The organism is Allobosea sp. P1_A7, assembly GCF_056406775.1.
The window spans coordinates 11713-29855 of the sequence record NZ_JBFTZN010000041.1 but is presented as its reverse complement, the minus strand read 5'-3'; the positions used below and the strand labels follow the sequence as shown (position 1 = coordinate 29855).

The 18143-nt window shown below is 65.8% G+C and carries 17 protein-coding genes and 1 other RNA gene; 4 read left to right on the top strand and 14 right to left on the bottom strand.

Features of this window, described 5'->3' with window-relative positions:
- From murC to AC1D34_RS09755, 12 genes are all read right to left on the bottom strand, one after another.
- Positions 1 to 901 (bottom strand): UDP-N-acetylmuramate--L-alanine ligase (murC, locus tag AC1D34_RS09810; protein ID WP_476824110.1); only part of this gene is annotated, 901 nt, incomplete at its 3' end.
- Between the two features lie 71 nt (positions 902 to 972).
- A complete protein-coding gene (gene murG / locus AC1D34_RS09805; protein WP_441505334.1) occupies positions 973 to 2073 on the bottom strand; it encodes an undecaprenyldiphospho-muramoylpentapeptide beta-N-acetylglucosaminyltransferase in 1101 nt (366 codons plus the stop codon).
- 5 nt (positions 2074 to 2078) lie between these two features.
- Positions 2079 to 3212: an FtsW/RodA/SpoVE family cell cycle protein gene (locus tag AC1D34_RS09800; protein WP_476824109.1), complete on the bottom strand. Its 1134-nt coding sequence runs from the start codon at positions 3210 to 3212 to the stop codon at positions 2079 to 2081.
- Between the two features lie 109 nt (positions 3213 to 3321).
- Complete coding sequence (murD, locus tag AC1D34_RS09795; protein ID WP_476824108.1) at positions 3322 to 4743, bottom strand: UDP-N-acetylmuramoyl-L-alanine--D-glutamate ligase; 1422 nt, start codon at positions 4741 to 4743, stop codon at positions 3322 to 3324.
- A 2-nt stretch (positions 4744 to 4745) separates the two neighbouring features.
- Positions 4746 to 5828 (bottom strand): phospho-N-acetylmuramoyl-pentapeptide-transferase, encoded by a 1083-nt coding sequence (mraY, locus tag AC1D34_RS09790; RefSeq protein ID WP_069879816.1) that lies wholly within the window; start codon positions 5826 to 5828, stop codon positions 4746 to 4748.
- A 19-nt stretch (positions 5829 to 5847) separates the two neighbouring features.
- The gene (locus AC1D34_RS09785) at positions 5848 to 7275 is read right to left on the bottom strand and encodes a UDP-N-acetylmuramoylalanyl-D-glutamyl-2,6-diaminopimelate--D-alanyl-D-alanine ligase (RefSeq protein ID WP_476824107.1); all 1428 of its coding nucleotides are present in this window, start codon (positions 7273 to 7275) and stop codon (positions 5848 to 5850) included.
- The gene (locus AC1D34_RS09780) at positions 7272 to 8729 is read right to left on the bottom strand and encodes a UDP-N-acetylmuramoyl-L-alanyl-D-glutamate--2,6-diaminopimelate ligase (RefSeq protein WP_476824106.1); all 1458 of its coding nucleotides are present in this window, start codon (positions 8727 to 8729) and stop codon (positions 7272 to 7274) included. Before AC1D34_RS09780 ends, AC1D34_RS09785 begins: the two co-directional genes overlap by 4 nt.
- A 25-nt stretch (positions 8730 to 8754) precedes the next feature.
- Positions 8755 to 10536, bottom strand: a complete 1782-nt coding sequence (locus AC1D34_RS09775) for a peptidoglycan D,D-transpeptidase FtsI family protein (protein ID WP_476824105.1) — start codon at positions 10534 to 10536, stop codon at positions 8755 to 8757.
- Positions 10533 to 10922 (bottom strand): cell division protein FtsL, encoded by a 390-nt coding sequence (ftsL, locus tag AC1D34_RS09770; RefSeq protein WP_113513791.1) that lies wholly within the window; start codon positions 10920 to 10922, stop codon positions 10533 to 10535. The genes AC1D34_RS09775 and ftsL overlap by 4 nt, the downstream gene beginning before the upstream one ends.
- Positions 10923 to 10924: 2 nt before the next feature.
- Complete coding sequence (gene rsmH, locus AC1D34_RS09765) at positions 10925 to 11965, bottom strand: 16S rRNA (cytosine(1402)-N(4))-methyltransferase RsmH (RefSeq protein WP_476824104.1); 1041 nt, start codon at positions 11963 to 11965, stop codon at positions 10925 to 10927.
- Positions 11962 to 12441, bottom strand: coding sequence for a division/cell wall cluster transcriptional repressor MraZ (locus tag AC1D34_RS09760; RefSeq protein WP_476824103.1), 480 nt, complete (start codon positions 12439 to 12441; stop codon positions 11962 to 11964). Before AC1D34_RS09760 ends, rsmH begins: the two co-directional genes overlap by 4 nt.
- A 353-nt stretch (positions 12442 to 12794) precedes the next feature.
- Positions 12795 to 13259 (bottom strand): MarR family winged helix-turn-helix transcriptional regulator, encoded by a 465-nt coding sequence (locus AC1D34_RS09755; RefSeq protein ID WP_476824102.1) that lies wholly within the window; start codon positions 13257 to 13259, stop codon positions 12795 to 12797.
- A gap of 172 nt (positions 13260 to 13431) precedes the next feature.
- Here AC1D34_RS09755 and AC1D34_RS09750 point away from each other — a divergent pair, with 172 nt between their 5' ends.
- On the top strand, positions 13432 to 13857 hold the full coding sequence (locus AC1D34_RS09750; protein WP_476824101.1) for an organic hydroperoxide resistance protein: 426 nt from the start codon (positions 13432 to 13434) through the stop codon (positions 13855 to 13857).
- A 129-nt stretch (positions 13858 to 13986) separates the two neighbouring features.
- Positions 13987 to 14940, top strand: coding sequence for an MBL fold metallo-hydrolase (locus AC1D34_RS09745; protein WP_476824100.1), 954 nt, complete (start codon positions 13987 to 13989; stop codon positions 14938 to 14940).
- A gap of 46 nt (positions 14941 to 14986) precedes the next feature.
- Here the strand turns inward: AC1D34_RS09745 and rnpB are convergent.
- Both rnpB and AC1D34_RS09735 read right to left on the bottom strand, forming a co-directional pair.
- An RNA gene (gene rnpB, locus AC1D34_RS09740) (RNase P RNA component class A) lies at positions 14987 to 15378 on the bottom strand.
- A 59-nt stretch (positions 15379 to 15437) separates the two neighbouring features.
- Positions 15438 to 16064 (bottom strand): lytic transglycosylase domain-containing protein, encoded by a 627-nt coding sequence (locus AC1D34_RS09735; protein ID WP_476824099.1) that lies wholly within the window; start codon positions 16062 to 16064, stop codon positions 15438 to 15440.
- 466 nt (positions 16065 to 16530) lie between these two features.
- On the opposite strand from AC1D34_RS09735, the gene AC1D34_RS09730 reads away from it, so the two are divergent.
- Positions 16531 to 17280: a TerB family tellurite resistance protein gene (locus tag AC1D34_RS09730; protein ID WP_476824098.1), complete on the top strand. Its 750-nt coding sequence runs from the start codon at positions 16531 to 16533 to the stop codon at positions 17278 to 17280.
- Complete coding sequence (locus AC1D34_RS09725; protein WP_476824097.1) at positions 17277 to 18062, top strand: N-acetylmuramoyl-L-alanine amidase; 786 nt, start codon at positions 17277 to 17279, stop codon at positions 18060 to 18062. Before AC1D34_RS09730 ends, AC1D34_RS09725 begins: the two co-directional genes overlap by 4 nt.
- Positions 18063 to 18143: the final 81 nt, after the last annotated feature.

Here is an 18143-nt window from a genome sequence, read left to right as displayed (position 1 = left end):
GGTCATAGGCGACCGCGATCGCGGCAGTGGCATTGAGCGCATTGTGGTGACCGGGCATCGGCATCACGAGATCGCGCACGACCTCGTCGCGCCCACGTTTGCGGTCGCGGATCAGCAGCGTGAACCGGGCCTGTCCGCCGGAGAGATCGATGTCGATCAACCGGAAATCCGCCTGCGGGTTCTCGCCATAGGTGACGACGCGCCGGTCTTCGATCTGCCCGACGAGGCCCTGCACCGTGGGATGATCGATGCACATCACCGCAAAGCCGTAGAAGGGCAGGTTCTCGACGAAGGAGCGGAAGGCCTCCTTGATCGCATCGAAGGTCTTGAAGTGGTCGAGATGCTCGGGATCGATATTGGTGACGATCGCCACATCGGCAGGGAGCTTCAGGAAGGTGCCATCCGACTCGTCGGCCTCGACCACCATCCAGTCGCTCTCGCCCATGCGCGCATTGGTGCCGTAGGCGTTGATGATGCCGCCATTGATCACCGTCGGGTCGAGCCCACCCTTCTCGAGCAGGGTCGCAACCAGCGAGGTCGTGGTCGTCTTGCCATGCGTGCCGGCGACGGCGACGCAGGATTTCAGCCGCATCAATTCGGCCAGCATTTCGGCGCGGCGCACCACCGGCAGGCGCTGCTCGCGTGCGGCCGTGAGTTCGGGATTGTCGCGCTTGATCGCCGTGGAGACGACCACGACCTCCGCCCCCTCGATGTTCTCGGCGGCATGGCCGACGAAGGTCTTGATGCCCTTGTCGGCGAGCCGACGGACATTGGCATTGTCGGACGCGTCCGAACCCTGGACCTTGTAGCCGAGATTATGCAGCACCTCGGCGATACCGGACATGCCGATGCCGCCGATGCCGACGAAATGAATGGAGCCGAGCTTGGGCGGCAGCTTCATGGGTCAGGTGTCTCCTGCGGATTACGGCATGTCGCGAAAAGGTGGGAACCAGCTTTCCGTCAAGACATGCCTCAGAACGTGATCCCTGCGACCTGCAGAACCAGGCGGGCAAGCCGGTCGGCCGCATCGGGAATTCCCGCGCTCTTGGCGCTGTCGGCCATGGCAGTCAAGCGCGACGGGTCTGCGATCAGGGCCGAAAGCTCGCCCGCCAGCCGGCGCGGCGTGAATTCCGGCTGCAGGATGCGGATGGTGCCGCCCGCCCGTTCGAGCACCGCGGCATTGGCGGCCTGGTCCTGATCGAGCGAGCCCGGCAAGGGCACCAGCAGCGACGGCCGCCCGATCACAGTGAGCTCGGCGACGGTCGAGGCGCCCGCCCGGCCGATCACGAGATGCGCTGCACCCATGCGCGTCGGCAGGTCCTTGAAGAAGGGCGCGATCTCGGCTGCGACGCCGAGTTCGGAATAGATCCGCCTGACGCGCTCGCCATCCTCCGCGCGGGCCTGCTGCACGATGTGGAGACGGCCTCGTTCCGCAGGCGTCAGCAGTTGAATCGCCGGCGGCACGATATCGGCCATGATCCGGGCGCCCTGGCTGCCCCCGAAAACGAGCAGCCGCAGCGGCCCTGTCGATGGATCGGCATAGGGAGAAACAGCGGCAATGACCGCGGGGCGAACGGGATTGCCGACCTGCCTGCATTTTGCGGCGCGAGCGGCATCGAGGCCACCGACCTCGGCAAAGCCCGTCGCAATGATGTCGACCCGGCCGGACAGGAAGCGATTGGCGCGGCCGATGACGGCGTTCTGCTCATGCACCATGGTTTTCACGCCGGCGAATGAGGCGGCGAGCACCGGCGGAACGGTCGGATAACCGCCGAAGCCGACAACGACGGCAGGCTGCAGTGTCTTGATGATGCGACGCGCGACGAGGACGCCCTTCATCAGCTCGAGCGCCGCGCCCGCCATCTTGAGCGGCGAGCGACCGGACGGCGTCGCCGCCGGGACCGGGTGAACGGACTCGGCCGGGAAGCCACCGGCATACTCGACCGCGCGCGCGTCGGTGACGAGCGCGACCCGCACGTCATGGCGGTGCAGCGCGTGGCTCAGCGCCTCGGCGGGAAAGAGATGGCCGCCGGTGCCCCCTGCGGCGAGAACGACGAGCGGACGCTGTGCCATGTCCGTCAACGCCCGAATTCACCAAAGCCCTCGGCACGCGGGCGTTTGCGGGTCAGGGCCAGCAGGAAGCCTGTACCCAGCGCCAGCGAGAGCAGCGAGGAGCCACCATAGGAAATGAACGGCAAGGTCATGCCCTTGGCCGGCATCATGTGCAGGTTGACCATCATGTTGATCGCAGCCTGGATGCCGAACAGCAGCGCCAGCCCCGTCACCGCGAGACGGATGAAGGGATCCTCTGCCTTCTGGGCCACGAAGAGTGCGCGCAGCACGATCAGGGCGAAGAGCGCCACCAGCAGGATACAGACGACGATGCCGAACTCCTCCGCCGTGACGGCGAAGATGAAATCGGTATGCGCGTCGGGCAGGATGCGCTTCACGGTGCCCTCGCCCGGCCCTTTGCCGAGCCAGCCGCCCTGAGCAAAGCTCTCAAGCGCGGTATCGACCTGGAAGGTGTCGCCTGAGCCCTTGTCCATGAAGCGCTCGATGCGGGCGCGCACGTGTGGAACGAGCTGGTAGGCGATGAGCAGGCCGAACATGCCGGCGCCACCGAGACCCGCCACCCAGAACCAGTGCAGGCCGGCAACGAAGAACAGCCCGCCCCAGACGAGGCTGACCAGCACCGTCTGGCCGAAATCCGGCTGCAGGACCAGAGGCGTGATCGTCAGCGGCAACAGCACGAACGCCATCAGCGTACCCGGCAGGTCCGGCCGGCGCATGCCTTCCGAAAAAGCCCAGGCAGCGAGCACGACGAATGCGGGCTTCAGGAATTCAGACGGCTGGACGGAGCCGAGCGGGCCGAGCGTCAGCCAGCGACGCGCGCCCTTCACCTCGACGCCGAAATACAGCGTCGCCACCACCATCGCGAGCGCGACCACATAGATCAAAAGCGCCGCGCGCCGGACCTGCCGGGGCGTCAGGAACGAGGCCGCGAGGAAGATGGCAAAGGCAGCCAGCAGGTAGAACACCTGTCGGTTGACGAAGTGGAAGGTCGAAAGACCGAGCCGCTCGGCCACTGGCGGCCCGCCCGCCATCAGCAGCACGACACCGGAGACCATCAGCGTCACCAGGGTCGACAGGATGATGCGGTCGATTGACCACCACCAGCGACCGCTGAGACTGGGTTCCGCGCGTGAGACCATGCTCTGGCTCCATCAACCAGACGGGCGAAATTCAGCCGCCCGTTTCAGCGAATCACATTGGCAACGATTGGTTAACCGATTGATTCCGACTTGATGCGAACGCCCGTTTTCAACCTGCCTTGAAGCCCGGCAGTGCCTTCACGAGTGCGCGGAACGCATCGCCCCGCACCTCGAAATTCGGGTACTGATCGTAGGACGCGCAGGCCGGCGAGAGCAGAACGGCAATCTCGGCCTCCCCCGGATGCGCCGCCGCGTCGCTGGCGGCCGCGGCGACCGCAGCATCGAGCGTGCCGCTGCGGAGATAATCCACTCGGCCATCGTCATCGAAGGTCGCGGCGAAGGCATCCGTCGCCGCGCCAATCAGATAGGCTCTCGCGATGTTCGGGAAGTAGCGCCTCAGGCTTTCGATACCGCCCTCCTTGGCCTTGCCGCCGAGGATCCAGAAGATATCRCGGAACGAGGTCAGCGCCTTCTCGGTGGAATCCGCGTTGGTCGCCTTGGAATCGTTGATGAAGACGACGCGGCCGACACGGCCGATCTCCTCCATGCGGTGTGCGAGCCCGGGATAGGTCTTGAAGCCGGCAGCGACCTCCTCGGCGGAGAGGCCGACCGTCGCGCAGGCGGCAAAGGCAGCCGCCGCGTTCTGCGCATTGTGCGAGCCTCGCAACGAGCCGATGCCGGCGAGATTGGCGACCACGCGCGGCTTGCCGTCGCGGACCTCGACGATGCGGGTGTCGAGCTTGCCGGCATTGGCGGTTACGCCGGCGAAGACGCCCTCGTCGAGCGGCTGCTCTCCGCTGATCTTGACCAGCGGGCGCCCGGAAGCGGCGCGCCGGCGCGCCATCTGCTTGGAGGCCTCGTCATCGACGCCGACGATGGCAATGTCGGCCGCTTCGACCATGCGTTCCTTGATCGCGGCGTAGGCCTCCAGCGTGCCATGCCGGTCGAGATGGTCCGGCGTCAGGTTCATCTGGATTCCGACGCTTGGCGCCAGAGACGGAGTCAGGTCGATCTGGAAGGTCGAGCACTCGATGACATGGACACGCCCCGCGGCCGGCGGCTCGAGGGCGAGAATCGCAGTGCCGATATTGCCGCCCATCTGCACGTCCCGGCCCGCCTGGTGCAGCACATGGCTGATCAGTGCGGTCGTGGTCGACTTGCCATTGGTKCCGGTGATGCAGATCACAGGCGCATCGGGGGCGATCGCCGCCCGCTCACGGAAGAAGAGTTCGATATCGCCGATGATCTCGACGCCGGCGCCTTGCGCCTTTCCGACCGTCCAATGCGGCTGCGGATGGGTCAGAGGCACGCCCGGCGAGAGGATGAAGCTCGCGAAATCCGCCCAATCGGCGGTTGCGAGATCGACGATACCGATGCCCTCGCCCGCCGCCCTGTCACGGCTTTCGGTCTTGTCGTCCCACGCAGCGACCTCGGCACCGCCCGCGATCAAGGCGCGCGCCGTCACCAGCCCCGAGCCGCCAAGGCCGAACAACGCGACCTTGCGGCCAGCAAATACGGTCACCGGCGTCATGATCAGCGCAGCTTCAGCGTGGCGAGGCCGACCAGAGCCAGCACGACGGAAATGATCCAGAAACGGATCACGACCTGCGGCTCGGTCCAGCCCAGTTTCTCGAAATGGTGATGGATCGGCGCCATCAGGAACACCCGCTTGCCCGTGCGCTTGAAGACGAAGACCTGGATGATGACCGAGAGCGCCTCGACCACGAAGAGGCCGCCGACGATCGCCAGCACGATCTCATGCTTGGTCGCAACCGCGATCACGCCAAGCAGGCCGCCGAGGCCGAGCGAGCCGGTATCCCCCATGAAGATCTGGGCCGGCGGCGCGTTGAACCAGAGGAAGCCCAAGCCGGCGCCGATCACGGCGCCGCAGATCACGGCAAGTTCGCCGGCGCCCGGCACATGGTGGATCTGCAGGTAATTGGCGAAGATCGCGTTGCCGGCGAGATAGGAGATGAAGCCGAATGTCGCGGCGGCGATCATCACCGGCACGATCGCGAGCCCGTCAAGGCCGTCGGTGAGATTCACCGCATTGCCGGCTCCGACCACGACGAAGGCGGTCACGAAGGGGAAGAGCAGGCCGAGCGGAATGACCAGTTCCTTCAGGAACGGCATCGCGAAACCGGACGAAATCGCCGGCGGACCGAGCCGCATGATGAAGTAGCAGGCGATGAGTGCGATCACGACCTCGATCGAGAGCCGTGCCTTGCCGGAAAAGCCCTTATGCGACTGCTTCGTGACCTTGAGGTAGTCGTCATAGAAGCCGATAGCGCCATAGGCGGCGGTCACGGCAAGCACGATCCAGACATAGGAGTTGCGCAGATTGCCCCAGAGCAGGACCGCGGCGAACAGTCCCGACAGGATCATCAGGCCGCCCATGGTCGGCGTGCCGCGCTTGGCAAGATGCGTCTCCGGACCGTCGGTCCGGATCGGCTGGCCCTTGCCCTGCTTGATCCGCAGCCAGGAAATCGCAGCAGGCCCGAAGAAGAAGACGAAAAGCAGCGCCGTCGCGGTGGCGCCACCGGCGCGGAACGTGATGTAGCGGAACACGTTCAGAATCGGGAAGGCCCCGGCGAAGTCGGCAAGCCAGACGAGCATCGGCTATGTTCCTCTTGTCTCAGTCGTCGGCAGGCACGGCAGGAAACCGGGCGGCGATGGCCTTGACGACCAAGCCCATATGGGAGCCGAGCGACCCCTTGACGGTGACGACGTCCCCGGCCCGGATGGCGTCCAGGACAAGCGGCGCAAGCTCGCTCGACTGCGCCGCATAAGCACCACGCATGCCCGATGGCAAGATGTCGTAAAGTCCGCGCATCAGCGGCCCACAGGCAAAAACCCGGTCGATCGCGTTTCCCGTGATGGGGTCCGCGAGCCCCGCGTGCAGCTCCGGAGCACTCGGGCCGAGTTCCCGCATATCGCCCAGCACCGCGACGCGGCGGCCTCGTCCCGTCACGGGAATGCGACCCAGGTTCTCGATTGCGGCCCGGACCGAAGCCGGGTTGCCGTTATAGCTCTCGTCGATCAGCGTGAACGGCCCCGATGGCGTGCTCAGCATCTGGCGAGCGCCACGACCGGCAGGCGGCGTAAGGTCGCCGAGTGCGAGCACCGCCAGTGCCAGATCAGCGCCGACAGCCTCGACCGCAGCGAGAACCGCGAGCGAATTCAGCACGATATGCTTGCCCGGGCTGCCGAGCCGGTAGGTCACAGGCTTGCCGAGCACCACTGCATCCACCGTAGAGACATCCGGCTTGAGCGAGCAGGATAGGAGCCTGACATCGGCATCGGCACTCTCGCCGAAGCTGATGATCCGCCCGGCGGGGCTCTCCTCGGCCAGGCGCCTCAACAGCGCGGCCTGAGCGATGTCGGCATTGATGATAGCGGTGCCGCCCGGCTTCAGCCCTGTGAAGATCGCAGCCTTCTCCTCCGCAATCCCCTCGATGGACTCGAAGGCGGCGAGATGGACGGGCTGGACCGTCGTGACGATCGCGACGTCCGGCGAAACCATCCTGGCGAGCGGCAGGATCTCGCCCGGGTTGCTCATGCCGATCTCATAGACGCCGTAGCGCGCCGAAGCCGGCGTGCGGGTCAGCGTCAGCGGCACGCCCCAGTGATTGTTGTAGGAGGCGACCGGAGCATGGGTCTCGCCCTGACGGGACAGGACAAGTCGCAACGCCTCCTTGGTACCGGTCTTGCCGACCGAGCCGGTCACCGCGATGACCGCGGCCGTAAGCTCGGCCCGGCGAGCCATGCCGGCCAGTTCCATCGCGTGCAGCACGTCGGAGACGACGGCGCAGGGCCCTGCCCCGGTAAAGCTCGCGGCATGGGCTTCATCGATGACGGCAAGCGCCGCCCCCTTTGCCAAGGCGGCCTCGACGAACTCATGACCGTCGCGTTCCCCGCCCTTGATCGCGAAGAAGACGTCGCCGGCCTGCAGCGTCCGGGTATCGATCGAAGCGCCGGTCACAGCGGCCGGCATCTCGCCGCGCAGCGTGGCTCCCATGGCGCCGATCAGGCGCTCTCCCGACCACAAAGGCATGCCGCTCATGCTTCGATCTCCGCGATGGCCGTCCGCACCACGTCGTGATCGGAGAAAGGCAGGGTCCGATCGCCTATGATCTGGCCGGTTTCATGGCCTTTTCCCGCCACCACGAGGAGATCCCCCGGAGCGATCAGGCCGACGGCGGTGCGAATGGCCTCGGCCCTGTCGCCGATCTCGCGCAGCCCCGGAGCAGCCGCGAGGATCTCGGCGCGGATTGCAGCGGGGCTCTCGCTGCGTGGGTTGTCGTCGGTGACGATCGCGATATCGGAGCACTCGGCCGCGATACGGCCCATGATCGGACGCTTGCCGCGATCACGATCGCCGCCGCAGCCGAAGACGCAGATCAGCCGGCCGGGCGCATAGGGCCGCAAGGTCGCGAGCACCGCCGCCAACGCATCCGGCTTATGGGCATAATCGACAACGACGAGACCACCATTGATCTCGCCGACACGCTCGAGCCGTCCGGCCACGCCACGTAGCCCCGCGATCGCCTGGAGTGAAGCGTCTTCGTCTTCCCCGGTTGCGATGGCCAGGCCTGCGGCGACCAGCGCATTGCCGGCCATGAAGTCGCCGACCAGGGGCAGCACGACCTCGAGTTCGCGCTGCTTCACCCGAATCCTGAGCCGTTGCAAAAAGCCTTCGCGCGCTGCGCCGAGCAGGGTCAGCGTTTCACCCGCCTTGCCGATGCCGATGATCGGATGCCCCTTGGCGAACGCGGCCTGGGCTGCCTCGCCGGCGTAAGGCTCGTCGCGGTTGATCACGACCGGCGCTCCCGCGGGCAGAAGCTCCCAGAGCCTGAGCTTGGCTGCGAGATAGTCCGCCACGCTCGGATGATAATCGAGATGGTCGTGCCCGAGATTGAGAAAGGCGCCAGCCTTCAGTCTCACTCCGTCCAGACGGCGCTGGTCGAGCCCGTGAGAGGACGCTTCCATCGCGAGATGACTGATGCCCTCCCCTGCGAGCTTGTCGAGCGAGGCGTGCAGCGAAAGCGGGTCCGGCGTGGTCAGAGAGCCGTAATCAGCGCCCCGCGACGTCACGACGCCGATCGTGCCGAGGCTGGCTGCTTCATGGCCCAATGCCGAGAAGATCTGTCGGGTGAAGTCGGCAACCGAGGATTTGCCGCTGGTCCCGGTTACCGCCACGATCGTACCGGGCTGGCGCGGATGCACCCGTGCGGCCGCAAGCGCCAGAGCCCGGCGCGGGTCGTCGACACGCGCGAAGGCCACCGAGGGGTCGAGCTCTGCGGGACGTGCATGATCCGTGACGATGGCGGCTGCACCGCGCGCAACGGCATCTGCAACGAAGCGCGCGCCGTCTGTCCTGGCGCCGGCATAGGCGACGAAGACGTCCCCCGGCTTGACCTTGCGGCTGTCCATCGCGACCCCGCCGACACGGCGGGACGCATCTTCGGCGAATGCCCCGGGGAAGAGTTCTCCGAGACTGAATTCGCTGCTGCCCATGATCTCGCCTGTCAGTTTCGTTGCTTCAGCGCGTTCCCCAGGCGCCGAGCTTCGCCATCAGCGGGAACGGGGCGACCGGCGGTTCGAAACGCGGCGGCAAGCCGAGGATCGGCGCGGCGCGTTCGATGACCTTGCCGGTCGTGATACCGGCATTCCAGGCGGCGGTCGAATAGCCCCCGCTCTCGGCGTAGCCCTTGGGCTCGTCATAGATCGAGAGGAAGAGATAGCGCGGCTTGTCTGCCGGCACGATCGCCATGAAGGTCGTGAAGTTGCGGTTCTTGGCGTAGCGCCCACCGATGACCTTTTCGGCCGTGCCGGTCTTGCCGCCGACGAAATAGCCCGGGACGTCCGCCTTGCGGGCGGAGCCACGCTCGCCATTGATACGCATGATGTAGCGCATCGCCTCCGAGGTTTCCGGCTTGATGACGCGAACCCCGAGGCGCTTGGCGTCCTCCTCCGAGCGCTTGATGAACGTCGGAACGATCAGGTTACCGCCATTGACCAGCGCCCCGACAGCAGCCAGGGCCTGGATCGGCGCAACCGCGAGGCCGTGACCGAAGGCGATGGTCGCGGTGTTGAGCTCGCCCCAGCGCGGCGGGATGAGCGGCTCGGCGCTCTCGGGCAATTCGGTCCGCATGCGATCGAGCTGGGCCATCTTGCGCAGGAAGGCCTTGTGGCCTTCCACACCGACGGACAGCGCCATCTTGACCGAGCCCATGTTCGACGAATGCACGAACACCTCCGGCACGGTCAGTGTCCGGCCCGTGCCATGGTACTCGCGAATGACATGGCGGCCGAAGCGCATCATGCCGCCCGCAGTCGAATAGGTGGAGTTGATGTTTGCCTTGCCGGAGTCCAGCGCCATCGCAACCGTCAGCGCCTTGAAGGTCGAGCCCATTTCGTAGACGCCGACATTGATCCGGTTGATACGGTCCTTCTCCTGCGCATCGACCGGGTTGCTCGGGTCATAGTCGGGCAGGGACACCGAGGCGATCATCTCGCCTGTCGTCACATCCATGATCGCACCGGCCGCCGCAATTGCCCGGTACTTCTCCATGCCCTTGACCAGCTCGTCGCGCAGCAGGTGCTGCACGCGCAGGTCGATCGACAGGGCCACGGGCTTGAGGTCCGACGCCTGGGTTGCGAGACCGGCGCCGTTCAGATCCTGCAGCCCCTGCGAGTCGATATATTTCTCCATTCCCGCAATACCGACATTGTCGACATTGGCAAAGCCGAGCACATGCGCCGCCGCCGGCCCATTCGGGTAGACGCGCTTGTTCTCGGGCACGAAGCCGACGCCGGGAATGCCGAGGCGATGAACCTCGGCCTGCTGGCGCGGCGTGATCTCGCGCTTGACCCAGATGAAGCCGCGCTTGGTGCCGAGGCGGTCGCGCAGATCCTTTGCATCGAGATCAGGCAGGACGGCGGTCAGAAGCTCGGTTGCCTCGTCCTTGTCGAGGATCTTGCGCGGCTCGGCGAAGACCGAGACGGTCCTGATGTCAGTCGCGAGAACGGTTCCGTTGCGGTCGACGATATCGGGCCGTGCGGCCGAGATCGCGTTGGAGGTCGCGCGGCGCAGACCGACCTGCTCGTTCGGCAAGGTGGCGAGCATCACCAGACGACCGGTAATGGCCAGGAACAGGGCGGAGAAGCCCAGGATCACGAGACCGACGCGCGGCTGGCTCTTCTCGCCGCTCATCCGGAAGACGTCGCGCAGGAAATGCAGCCGCCCGCGCGGCACCGGCTGCCCCTCCTCGATATCGTCCGGACGCGGGTGGTCGGTCGCAGAGAGCTTCGGCTCGGTCATGGGCGGGCTCCCGGCGTGGTGACGCCACTCGTCTTGCGATCCCTCGGTGTTTCGGTCGGCAGACCGAGGCCGAGATCCTCAAGCTTGCGGCCGATGGAATCCACCTTCGGACCGCGGTTCGGGATATCCGAGGCGCGCACGACCTGCGTCACCGAGAATGGCTGGAGGTCGAGATGGCGCTCGCTCAGTGTCTGCAACCGATCAGGCCGGTTCAGGAACTGCCATTCCGCCTTGAGCACGGCGATCGCATCGCGCTCGCGCTGCGCCTTGGCCTTGAGCTTTTGCAACTGCTCGGATTCGAGCGTCGTCTCATATTTGATCGTGTAGGCATAGAGCGCCGAGGAGACCAGAGCGCAGATCGCAACCACATGCAGGAGCTTGATCATCCCTAGGATCTCCGGCGAGGCTGCGGTGACGGCACGCCTGCAAGCGCAGTGAGCTCGGGCTCCGGCGCACGAGCCGGAGCGGCAGTGCGCTGCGCTGCGCGCAACTTGGCGGAACGAGCCCGCGGATTACTCCGCATCTCCTCCTCGGAAGGCGCGACGGCCCCCCTGGTCACCAGCGAGAAGGTCGCGACAGGCGCTGTCGTGGCCGGCGCATGGCGCGAAGCCGCCGGTGCACGCCCAGAGCGGGTCGCCAGGAACTGCTTGACGATGCGGTCCTCGAGCGAATGAAAGGTCACGACAGCCAGGCGTCCGCCCTCGCCCAGCGCCTCTTCGGCAGCGTGCAGGGCCCGCACCAATTCGCCGAGCTCGTCATTGACCGCGATGCGCAGGGCCTGGAATACGCGGGTCGCCGGATGCGCACCGCCGGGCTCAGCCCAGACGATGCTGGCCACGAGTTCAGCCAGTTGCTTCGTCGTCGTCAGCGGTGCCTTGCGCCGAGCCTCGACGATCGCGCGTGCGACGCCTCGCGAACGACGCTCCTCGCCATAATGATAGAAAATATTGGCGAGCAGTCCCTCCTCCGCCTCATTGACGAGGTCGGCGGCGCTCTGCCCATCCCGGCCCATGCGCATGTCGAGCGGGCCATCGAAGCGAAAGGAGAAACCGCGCTCCGCCTCGTCGATCTGCATCGAGGAGACACCGATATCGAGCACGACACCGTCCAGCGGGATCATCTTGAACAGCCGCGCTTCCTTGGCGAGATCTCCAAAGCAGGCCTGCGACAAGGTCAGCCGCCCGTTCGCTTCGGCAACCAGCCCTGCCCCACAGGCGATTGCCGTCGGGTCGCGGTCAAGCGCGAGCAGGGTCACATTCGGCTCTCGCGCCAGCAGCTCGCGAGAATAACCGCCGGCCCCGAAGGTGCCGTCGAGATAGCGTCCGCCCGGCCTGATCGCGAGCGCGTCGAGGGCTTCCGCCATGAGGACCGGAACATGTCGGGTCGACCCGCCAGCGGCCCCGTGATCCCGGCTGCCGTGCCCCGTCATGCCCCTGTCGCTCCCAGTGTCATGGTCATGTGCGAACCCAGCGTGCGCTTGACGTCGCGCAAGCGGCTGCGCGCCGCCTCCAGATGCGCCTGGAAGCGAGCCGGCTCCCAGAGCTGAAATTTGTGGCCGTGGCCCACGAAGGTCACCGCATCGGCGATGCCGGCATGCGACCTCAGGGTCTCGCTGAGCATGATACGCCCTTCCGGATCGACCTTCAGCACCTCCGAGGTGCCGTTCAGCGCTGTCGAGAGAGATTCCCACTCGTCCGAGAAGGGGGAAAAGCGGGAGAGAATGTCGTCGATCGTCGCTCGCAGCGCGTGTCCGCCAGCATCGAGCGCTTCCAGATCGAGCGAGGGATGGACGTAGAGCCCTTCGTAGCCGTCCTTCGCCAGGACGGCGCGAAAGCTCGCGGGGATCGAAACGCGCCCCTTGGCATCCAGCCGATTGGTGAAATTCGAGACGAAGCGGTCCGTCAATGCCGCCTCCCGGCTCGCTCCCCACCGGCGCGTAGCAGCGCCTCGGCGGCGGGTTCGAGGCCTCCCATCGAAGCAGGCACAGCAGGATCGAGACGCAAGATCCGCGCGGCACACGGACCTTGTTCTGCATTCTGCCTGCCGGCTTCGACGGGATGATTTGGGATAGCATGGGCAAATATGGGCGTCAATGGAATCGCGTTCGCCGACGCAGTGACGCCGGCCCTGGTTCGCATCACAGCCTGTTAAGGTTAAGCATCCGTAAGCGCGGGCGTTTTCTCGGAAATCCGGCACGCACAAGCGCCCGCCTGCGGCATCTCGACCGGGCGACCTCGATGAAAAATGTCGGACCGGCTTTACGCGGGTCCGCCGGCAGCCTTGAGCAGCGTCTGGCGTAGCGCGTGCAGATCTTCGGTCAGCGCAGCGACCCGCTCCGCCGAGCCACCGATCGCGCAGGCCATCCTTTCAGGCACGAGCCGAGCCTTCTCGCTGAGCGCCCGCCCTGCTTCGGTCAGGTTCAGCCGGACCTGCCGCTCATCCTCGCGGCCACGCTCGCGGCGGACCAGACCAGCGGCCTCCAGTCGCTTGAGCAGAGGCGTCAGCGTGCCGGAATCGAGCATCAATCGCTCCCCGATCTCCTTCACCGTCACGCCGTCATGATCCCATAGGACAAGCATGACGAGATATTGCGGATAGGTCAGACCGAGCTCGGCGAGCACCGCACGATAGAGGCGGGTGAAGGCATGCCCCGCGGAATAGATTGCGAAACAGAGCTGCTCCTCCGCCTTCGGAAGCGGCGCAGCGGGAACCTTCGGCGTCATCATCTCTTCGTTTGGCATGGAGCAACGGGCCCTTCAAACTCCGGGCTTCGCGCAGCCCGGTCACCGATCCGTGATGCGTTTATCCTCTTGTTGACAATTCAATTGTGCACAATCTAAATCAGCACGCAAGTTCACCGAAACCCCAAGTTCCCCGAAGCCAAGGAGTTCGACCATGAAGATCCTCTACACCGCTCATGGATCCGCCACCGGCGGACGCGAAGGCCAGGCCGCCACCGACACGGGCAACGTCAAGCTGGTGCTGAACACGCCAAAGGAGCTGGGCGGCGGCGGCGGCGACGGCACCAATCCCGAGCAGCTCTTCTCGATGGGCTATTCCGCTTGCTTCCTCGGTGCACTGAAGTTCGTCGCCGGCAAGGAGCAGGTAAAGATCCCACCGGAGGCGCGCGTCARCGCCGATGTCGGCATCGGCCCGCGCGACGACGGCACCGGCTTCGGCATCGCCGTGAAACTGACGATCTCGGTCCCGGGCGTCGACAAGGCCGTGGTCGAGGACCTCGTCAAGAAGGCCCATATCGTCTGCCCGTATTCCCACGCGACACGCGGAAATATCGACGTCGATCTCCAGGTTGCGGCCTGAGGTCGCGCTGCCCATCTGAACTCTCGTGGTCGGGCACCGCCCCGACCACGAGACGATTAAACCCGGCGCAAGACAGGCGCAGGCATCGTTTCCGGAAGCCCTCGATCCCTCTCGCCTCTGGAACAGACCATGTTCAACCGCCGCAACTTCCTCGCCGGCGCGGCTGCAGCCAGCATGCTGCCCGCACTCCCCGCTCTTGCCCGTGCCCCGCAAACCGCGGCGCAGGTCGCAGGCATCTATCGCCGCAAGATCGGCGATATCGAAGTCACTGCCATTCTCGACGGCTATATTCCGTTGAATGCCCAGGCCTTCCTCGGCGCGGATCCCACCCAGGTCAAACAGATCCTGACCAATGCGGGTCTGGGCGAGAGCCTGCCAACCTCGGTCAACGCCTTCGTCGTCAACACCCGCGAGCGGACCTATCTCGTCGACACCGGAACCGGCTTCAACACGGCCTTCGGCCCGACGATGGGACGCGCCGAAGGCAATCTGCGCGCGGCTGGCATCGATCCGGCGCAGGTCGATGCGGTGATCCTCACCCATGCCCATCCGGATCATGCCGAGGGCTTGCTGACKGCAGAGAAGACCGCACGCTTCCCCAATGCCGAAGTGATCATCAACGAGACCGAATATGCCTTCTGGCATGACGAGGGCGTGCTYGCCCAGGCGCCGGCCGAAGCCAGGCCCTTCTTCGCCTCGGCCCGCAACGCGCTCGCCCCCTATGCGAGCCGCACCCGCAAGGTGCAGCCCGGCGACGTCGCGCCCGGCCTCAGCCTCGAGCTTGTGCCGGGCCATACGCCTGGTCACAGCCTGCTCCGGATCAGCTCAGGCCCCGAGCAACTCATGCTTGTCGGCGATACCATCCACAATGCCGTGCTTCAGACGGCACGTCCCGACATCGCCTTCGTGTTCGATCTCGATGGCAAGCAGGCAGCGGCCTCGCGTAAACGCGTGCTCGACATGGTGGCGAGCGACGGCGTCCTGATCACCGGCTCGCATATCGCCTTCCCCGGCTTCGGCAAGGTGCTGAAGGACGGAGCGGCCTTCAAGTTCGTACCGGCCGAGTGGACCGACGCACTGTAGAGACGCAAAGAGCGGCTCAAGCCGCTCTTTGCCCCGCGAGGCTGAAGGTGCCAGCCGGCCTGTAAGCCGGGTTCTGGATGGCCGGCGCATTGCTGCACCGACGTGACGGCCATTCCTCTGGGACGCACATTACTGCGCGCCTCGAGCAACCAACCCGGACGACCAGGCCTGGAAACCGGCCCCCTCCCCCTTGCGGGAGAAGCATCGTCCCTATTCGGTTTTGCTCCCGGTGGGGCTTGCCATGCCGTCCCCGTTGCCGGGTCCGCGGTGCGCTCTTACCGCACCTTTTCACCCTTACCCCGCGCCGAGGCGCGAGGCGGTTCGATCTCTGTGGCGCTTTCCCTGGGGTCGCCCCCGCCGGACGTTATCCGGCACCGTATTTCCGTGGAGCCCGGACTTTCCTCCCCCGCGAACGGGAGCGGCCGTCCGGCCGACTGGCAGCGGCGCTAGTGCGCCCTCCCCCGGCCCGCGTCAAGCGAGGTGGGGGCCGTTGCCCGTCAATTCTGTGCGCTGATCGTGCGGACCTTGGCGCAATAGGTGCGGTTGGCCCCGCTCATGCGCTGGGCCATGTGCCCGCTCTGGTATTTCATCACCGTGCGGCAGGTATCGCCACCAGCCAGGCGGTAGGCTTCCGCCAGATATTTCACCGCGTAGCGGGCATTGGTCTCGGCATCGAGCAGACCGCTGGCGCTGCCGGTATAGCCCATGCCGCGCGCCGTCTGATGGCGGATCTGCATCAGCCCCAGATTGCCGGCATTCGAGGCACGAGGGTTGTAGCGGCTCTCGATGCGCACGACCGCGTCGGYCAGCGCRAACGGAACGCCATTGGCGGCGGCATGGCGTGCAACGATCGCTTGGAGCCCACCGGCTCCAGCCGGAGCGGCCAGTGCCGCACGACGGTGGGTGCCCGCCTTGGCGCGGTTTCCGCGTTCCGCCGGGGCGGAGGTCGTGGTCTTCGACGTCGCCGAACCGGCCTCCTGTGCAGACGCCTCACGCTTGATTTCCGCGTCCCGGACGATGAAGGCGAGAGCATCGCTCTCGCTATTCGTAGCAGCCTTGGCAGACTGCAAAGAGGCGAGGCAAATCACGAGCGCGGCAGCTGCACCGCTGGAGGTATATTTCATCTTTTGTGGACCCCATCCATCAGAAAGGCGTTTGATGGGGAGACCGAACTGATCTGAGAATGTGTTTATAATCTGACGCCAGGCAACGCGAATCTAAGCTATACTCGCTCCCGATTTTTATTAATGCCTTTACTACGATAGAGGTATACTCCGTGTATTATCCGATGCCGCGAACACGCTGCCAAAGCGTTCGCAACCGGGGCGAGCCGAATCAAACCATCGCCCCATTGCTGACGTATTCCGGGCCGGAAGCCGTATTTATCCTCATTTTTCACCTCACCGGAGGATCGCGCGCGCGCCGGAGAGAGCCCCCGAGCGTGTGCTGGCGCACCCGTCTGCGCGACAACCGCCATGCCCCGGGTCGCTTCATGTGGCGCATCGCGGTGGTTTTCGTCGGACCGGGCTTGGATGCCCCGGCTGGACCGGGCAAACTGCGCGCGGGGCTGAATCGGGAGTTGCCTGAACGATGGTTTCGTCTTTTTGGGGCGCGCTCGGTGGCGGCGGTCTTGGACTGGCGCTGGGCGGCCCGCTCGGCGCGCTGGTTGGTGCGCTTGCCGGCCACGTCCTGGTCGATCGCGAGGGAGCGCCCTTCGGCCCCGCGCCGCGCGAGCTGATTTTCACGACCGGACTGGTTGCCCTCTCCGCGAAGATGGCCCGCTCCGACGGTGTCGTCACCCGCGACGAGATCGCGGCCTTCCGGCGCATCGTGACCGTGCCTCCTGAGCAGGAGGCACGGATCGAGAGCCTGTTCGATCTCGCCAAGCAGACAAGCGCCGGCTTCGAGGCCTACGCTACGCAGATCGCCGAGAGCTTCAAGGATGAGCCCGCGCTGCTGGAAGACGTGCTCGACGGGCTCTTCCTGATTGCGGCGGCCGATGGCGCGATCCACGAGGCCGAGCATGCCTATCTGCGCCATGTGGCCGAGATCTTCTCGATCAACGCCGCCGGCTTTGCCCGCATCGAAGCGCGCCACATGCGTCGGCCGGACGATCCTTACCTCGTGCTCGGCGCCAGCCGGGAGATGAGCGATGCGCAGCTGAAACAGCATTACCGCCGCCTCGTCGCCGAAAACCACCCCGACCGCGAGATCGCACGCGGGCTGCCCGAAGAAGCGATCGCGATCGCCACGCGCCGCCTCGCTGCCATCAATGCTGCCTGGGATCTGATCGAGGCGGAGCGAGGCCTCGGCACCGCCAGACTTCCGGAGCCCGCATGAGCCTCGCCGCCACTCCTGACAGCCGCTTTGCCGCGAAGGTCTTTCCCTCGCCGAACCACGGCGAGCGCAAGGACGCGCACGGTGCCCTCCGACGCCCCGACATGCTGATCCTGCACTACACCGGCATGAGCGACGCAGGCGCAGCGCTGCAATGGCTCTGCAACCCGGTTTCRCAGGTTTCCTCGCATTATTTTGTCTTCGAGAACGGCCATGTGCTGCAGCTCGTCCCTGAAAGCCGCCGTGCCTGGCATGCCGGCGCTTCGCATTGGGCCGGCGAGACCGATATCAACTCCTGTTCGATCGGCATCGAGATCGCCAATCCCGGCCATCCCGGCGGCATGCCCGWTTTCACGTCGGAACAGGTGATTGCCACACTCAATCTGAGCCGCGACATCTGCGAGCGCTGGAGCATTCCACCCGAGCGCGTCCTGGCCCATTCCGATATCGCACCGGGCCGGAAGATCGACCCCGGTGAGAAATTCCCCTGGCGGCAATTCGCGGAGGGCGGTGTCGGCATCTGGTCCGAGCCAGCCCCGATCCGTAGCGGTCGCTTCTTTGCGCGCGGCGAGAGCGGCCAGCCGGTCGAGGCGCTGCAGGCGATGTTTGCCATGCTCGGCTATGGCGTCACGGTCGACGGCAACTACGACGAGAAATTCGAAGCCGTCGTCGCAGCCTTTCAACGCCATTGGCGGCAGGAAAAGGTCGACGGTGTCGCCGATGCCTCGACGATCACGACGCTGCGCGACCTGGTGGCGATGACGCGGGGCGCACGGATGGCGTGAGTCCGGGAGCTGGGCGCGGGCATACKCCAACATTGCAGTAAGTTAACTCGCCTGCCTGTTCGCTTTCTGGCATCGTTCGCC

Coding starts and splice junctions, on each gene's coding strand:
- murG (WP_441505334.1), bottom strand. CDS start 2,073: ATGGCACAGCGTCCGCTCGTCGTTCTCGCCGCAGGGGGCACCGGCGGC.
- AC1D34_RS09800 (WP_476824109.1), bottom strand. CDS start 3,212: ATGGTCTCACGCGCGGAACCCAGTCTCAGCGGTCGCTGGTGGTGGTCA.
- mraY (WP_069879816.1), bottom strand. CDS start 5,828: ATGCTCGTCTGGCTTGCCGACTTCGCCGGGGCCTTCCCGATTCTGAAC.
- AC1D34_RS09785 (WP_476824107.1), bottom strand. CDS start 7,275: ATGAGCGGCATGCCTTTGTGGTCGGGAGAGCGCCTGATCGGCGCCATG.
- AC1D34_RS09780 (WP_476824106.1), bottom strand. CDS start 8,729: ATGGGCAGCAGCGAATTCAGTCTCGGAGAACTCTTCCCCGGGGCATTC.
- AC1D34_RS09775 (WP_476824105.1), bottom strand. CDS start 10,536: ATGACCGAGCCGAAGCTCTCTGCGACCGACCACCCGCGTCCGGACGAT.
- ftsL (WP_113513791.1), bottom strand. CDS start 10,922: ATGATCAAGCTCCTGCATGTGGTTGCGATCTGCGCTCTGGTCTCCTCG.
- rsmH (WP_476824104.1), bottom strand. CDS start 11,965: ATGACGGGGCACGGCAGCCGGGATCACGGGGCCGCTGGCGGGTCGACC.
- AC1D34_RS09755 (WP_476824102.1), bottom strand. CDS start 13,259: ATGACGCCGAAGGTTCCCGCTGCGCCGCTTCCGAAGGCGGAGGAGCAG.
- AC1D34_RS09730 (WP_476824098.1), top strand. CDS start 16,531: ATGGTTTCGTCTTTTTGGGGCGCGCTCGGTGGCGGCGGTCTTGGACTG.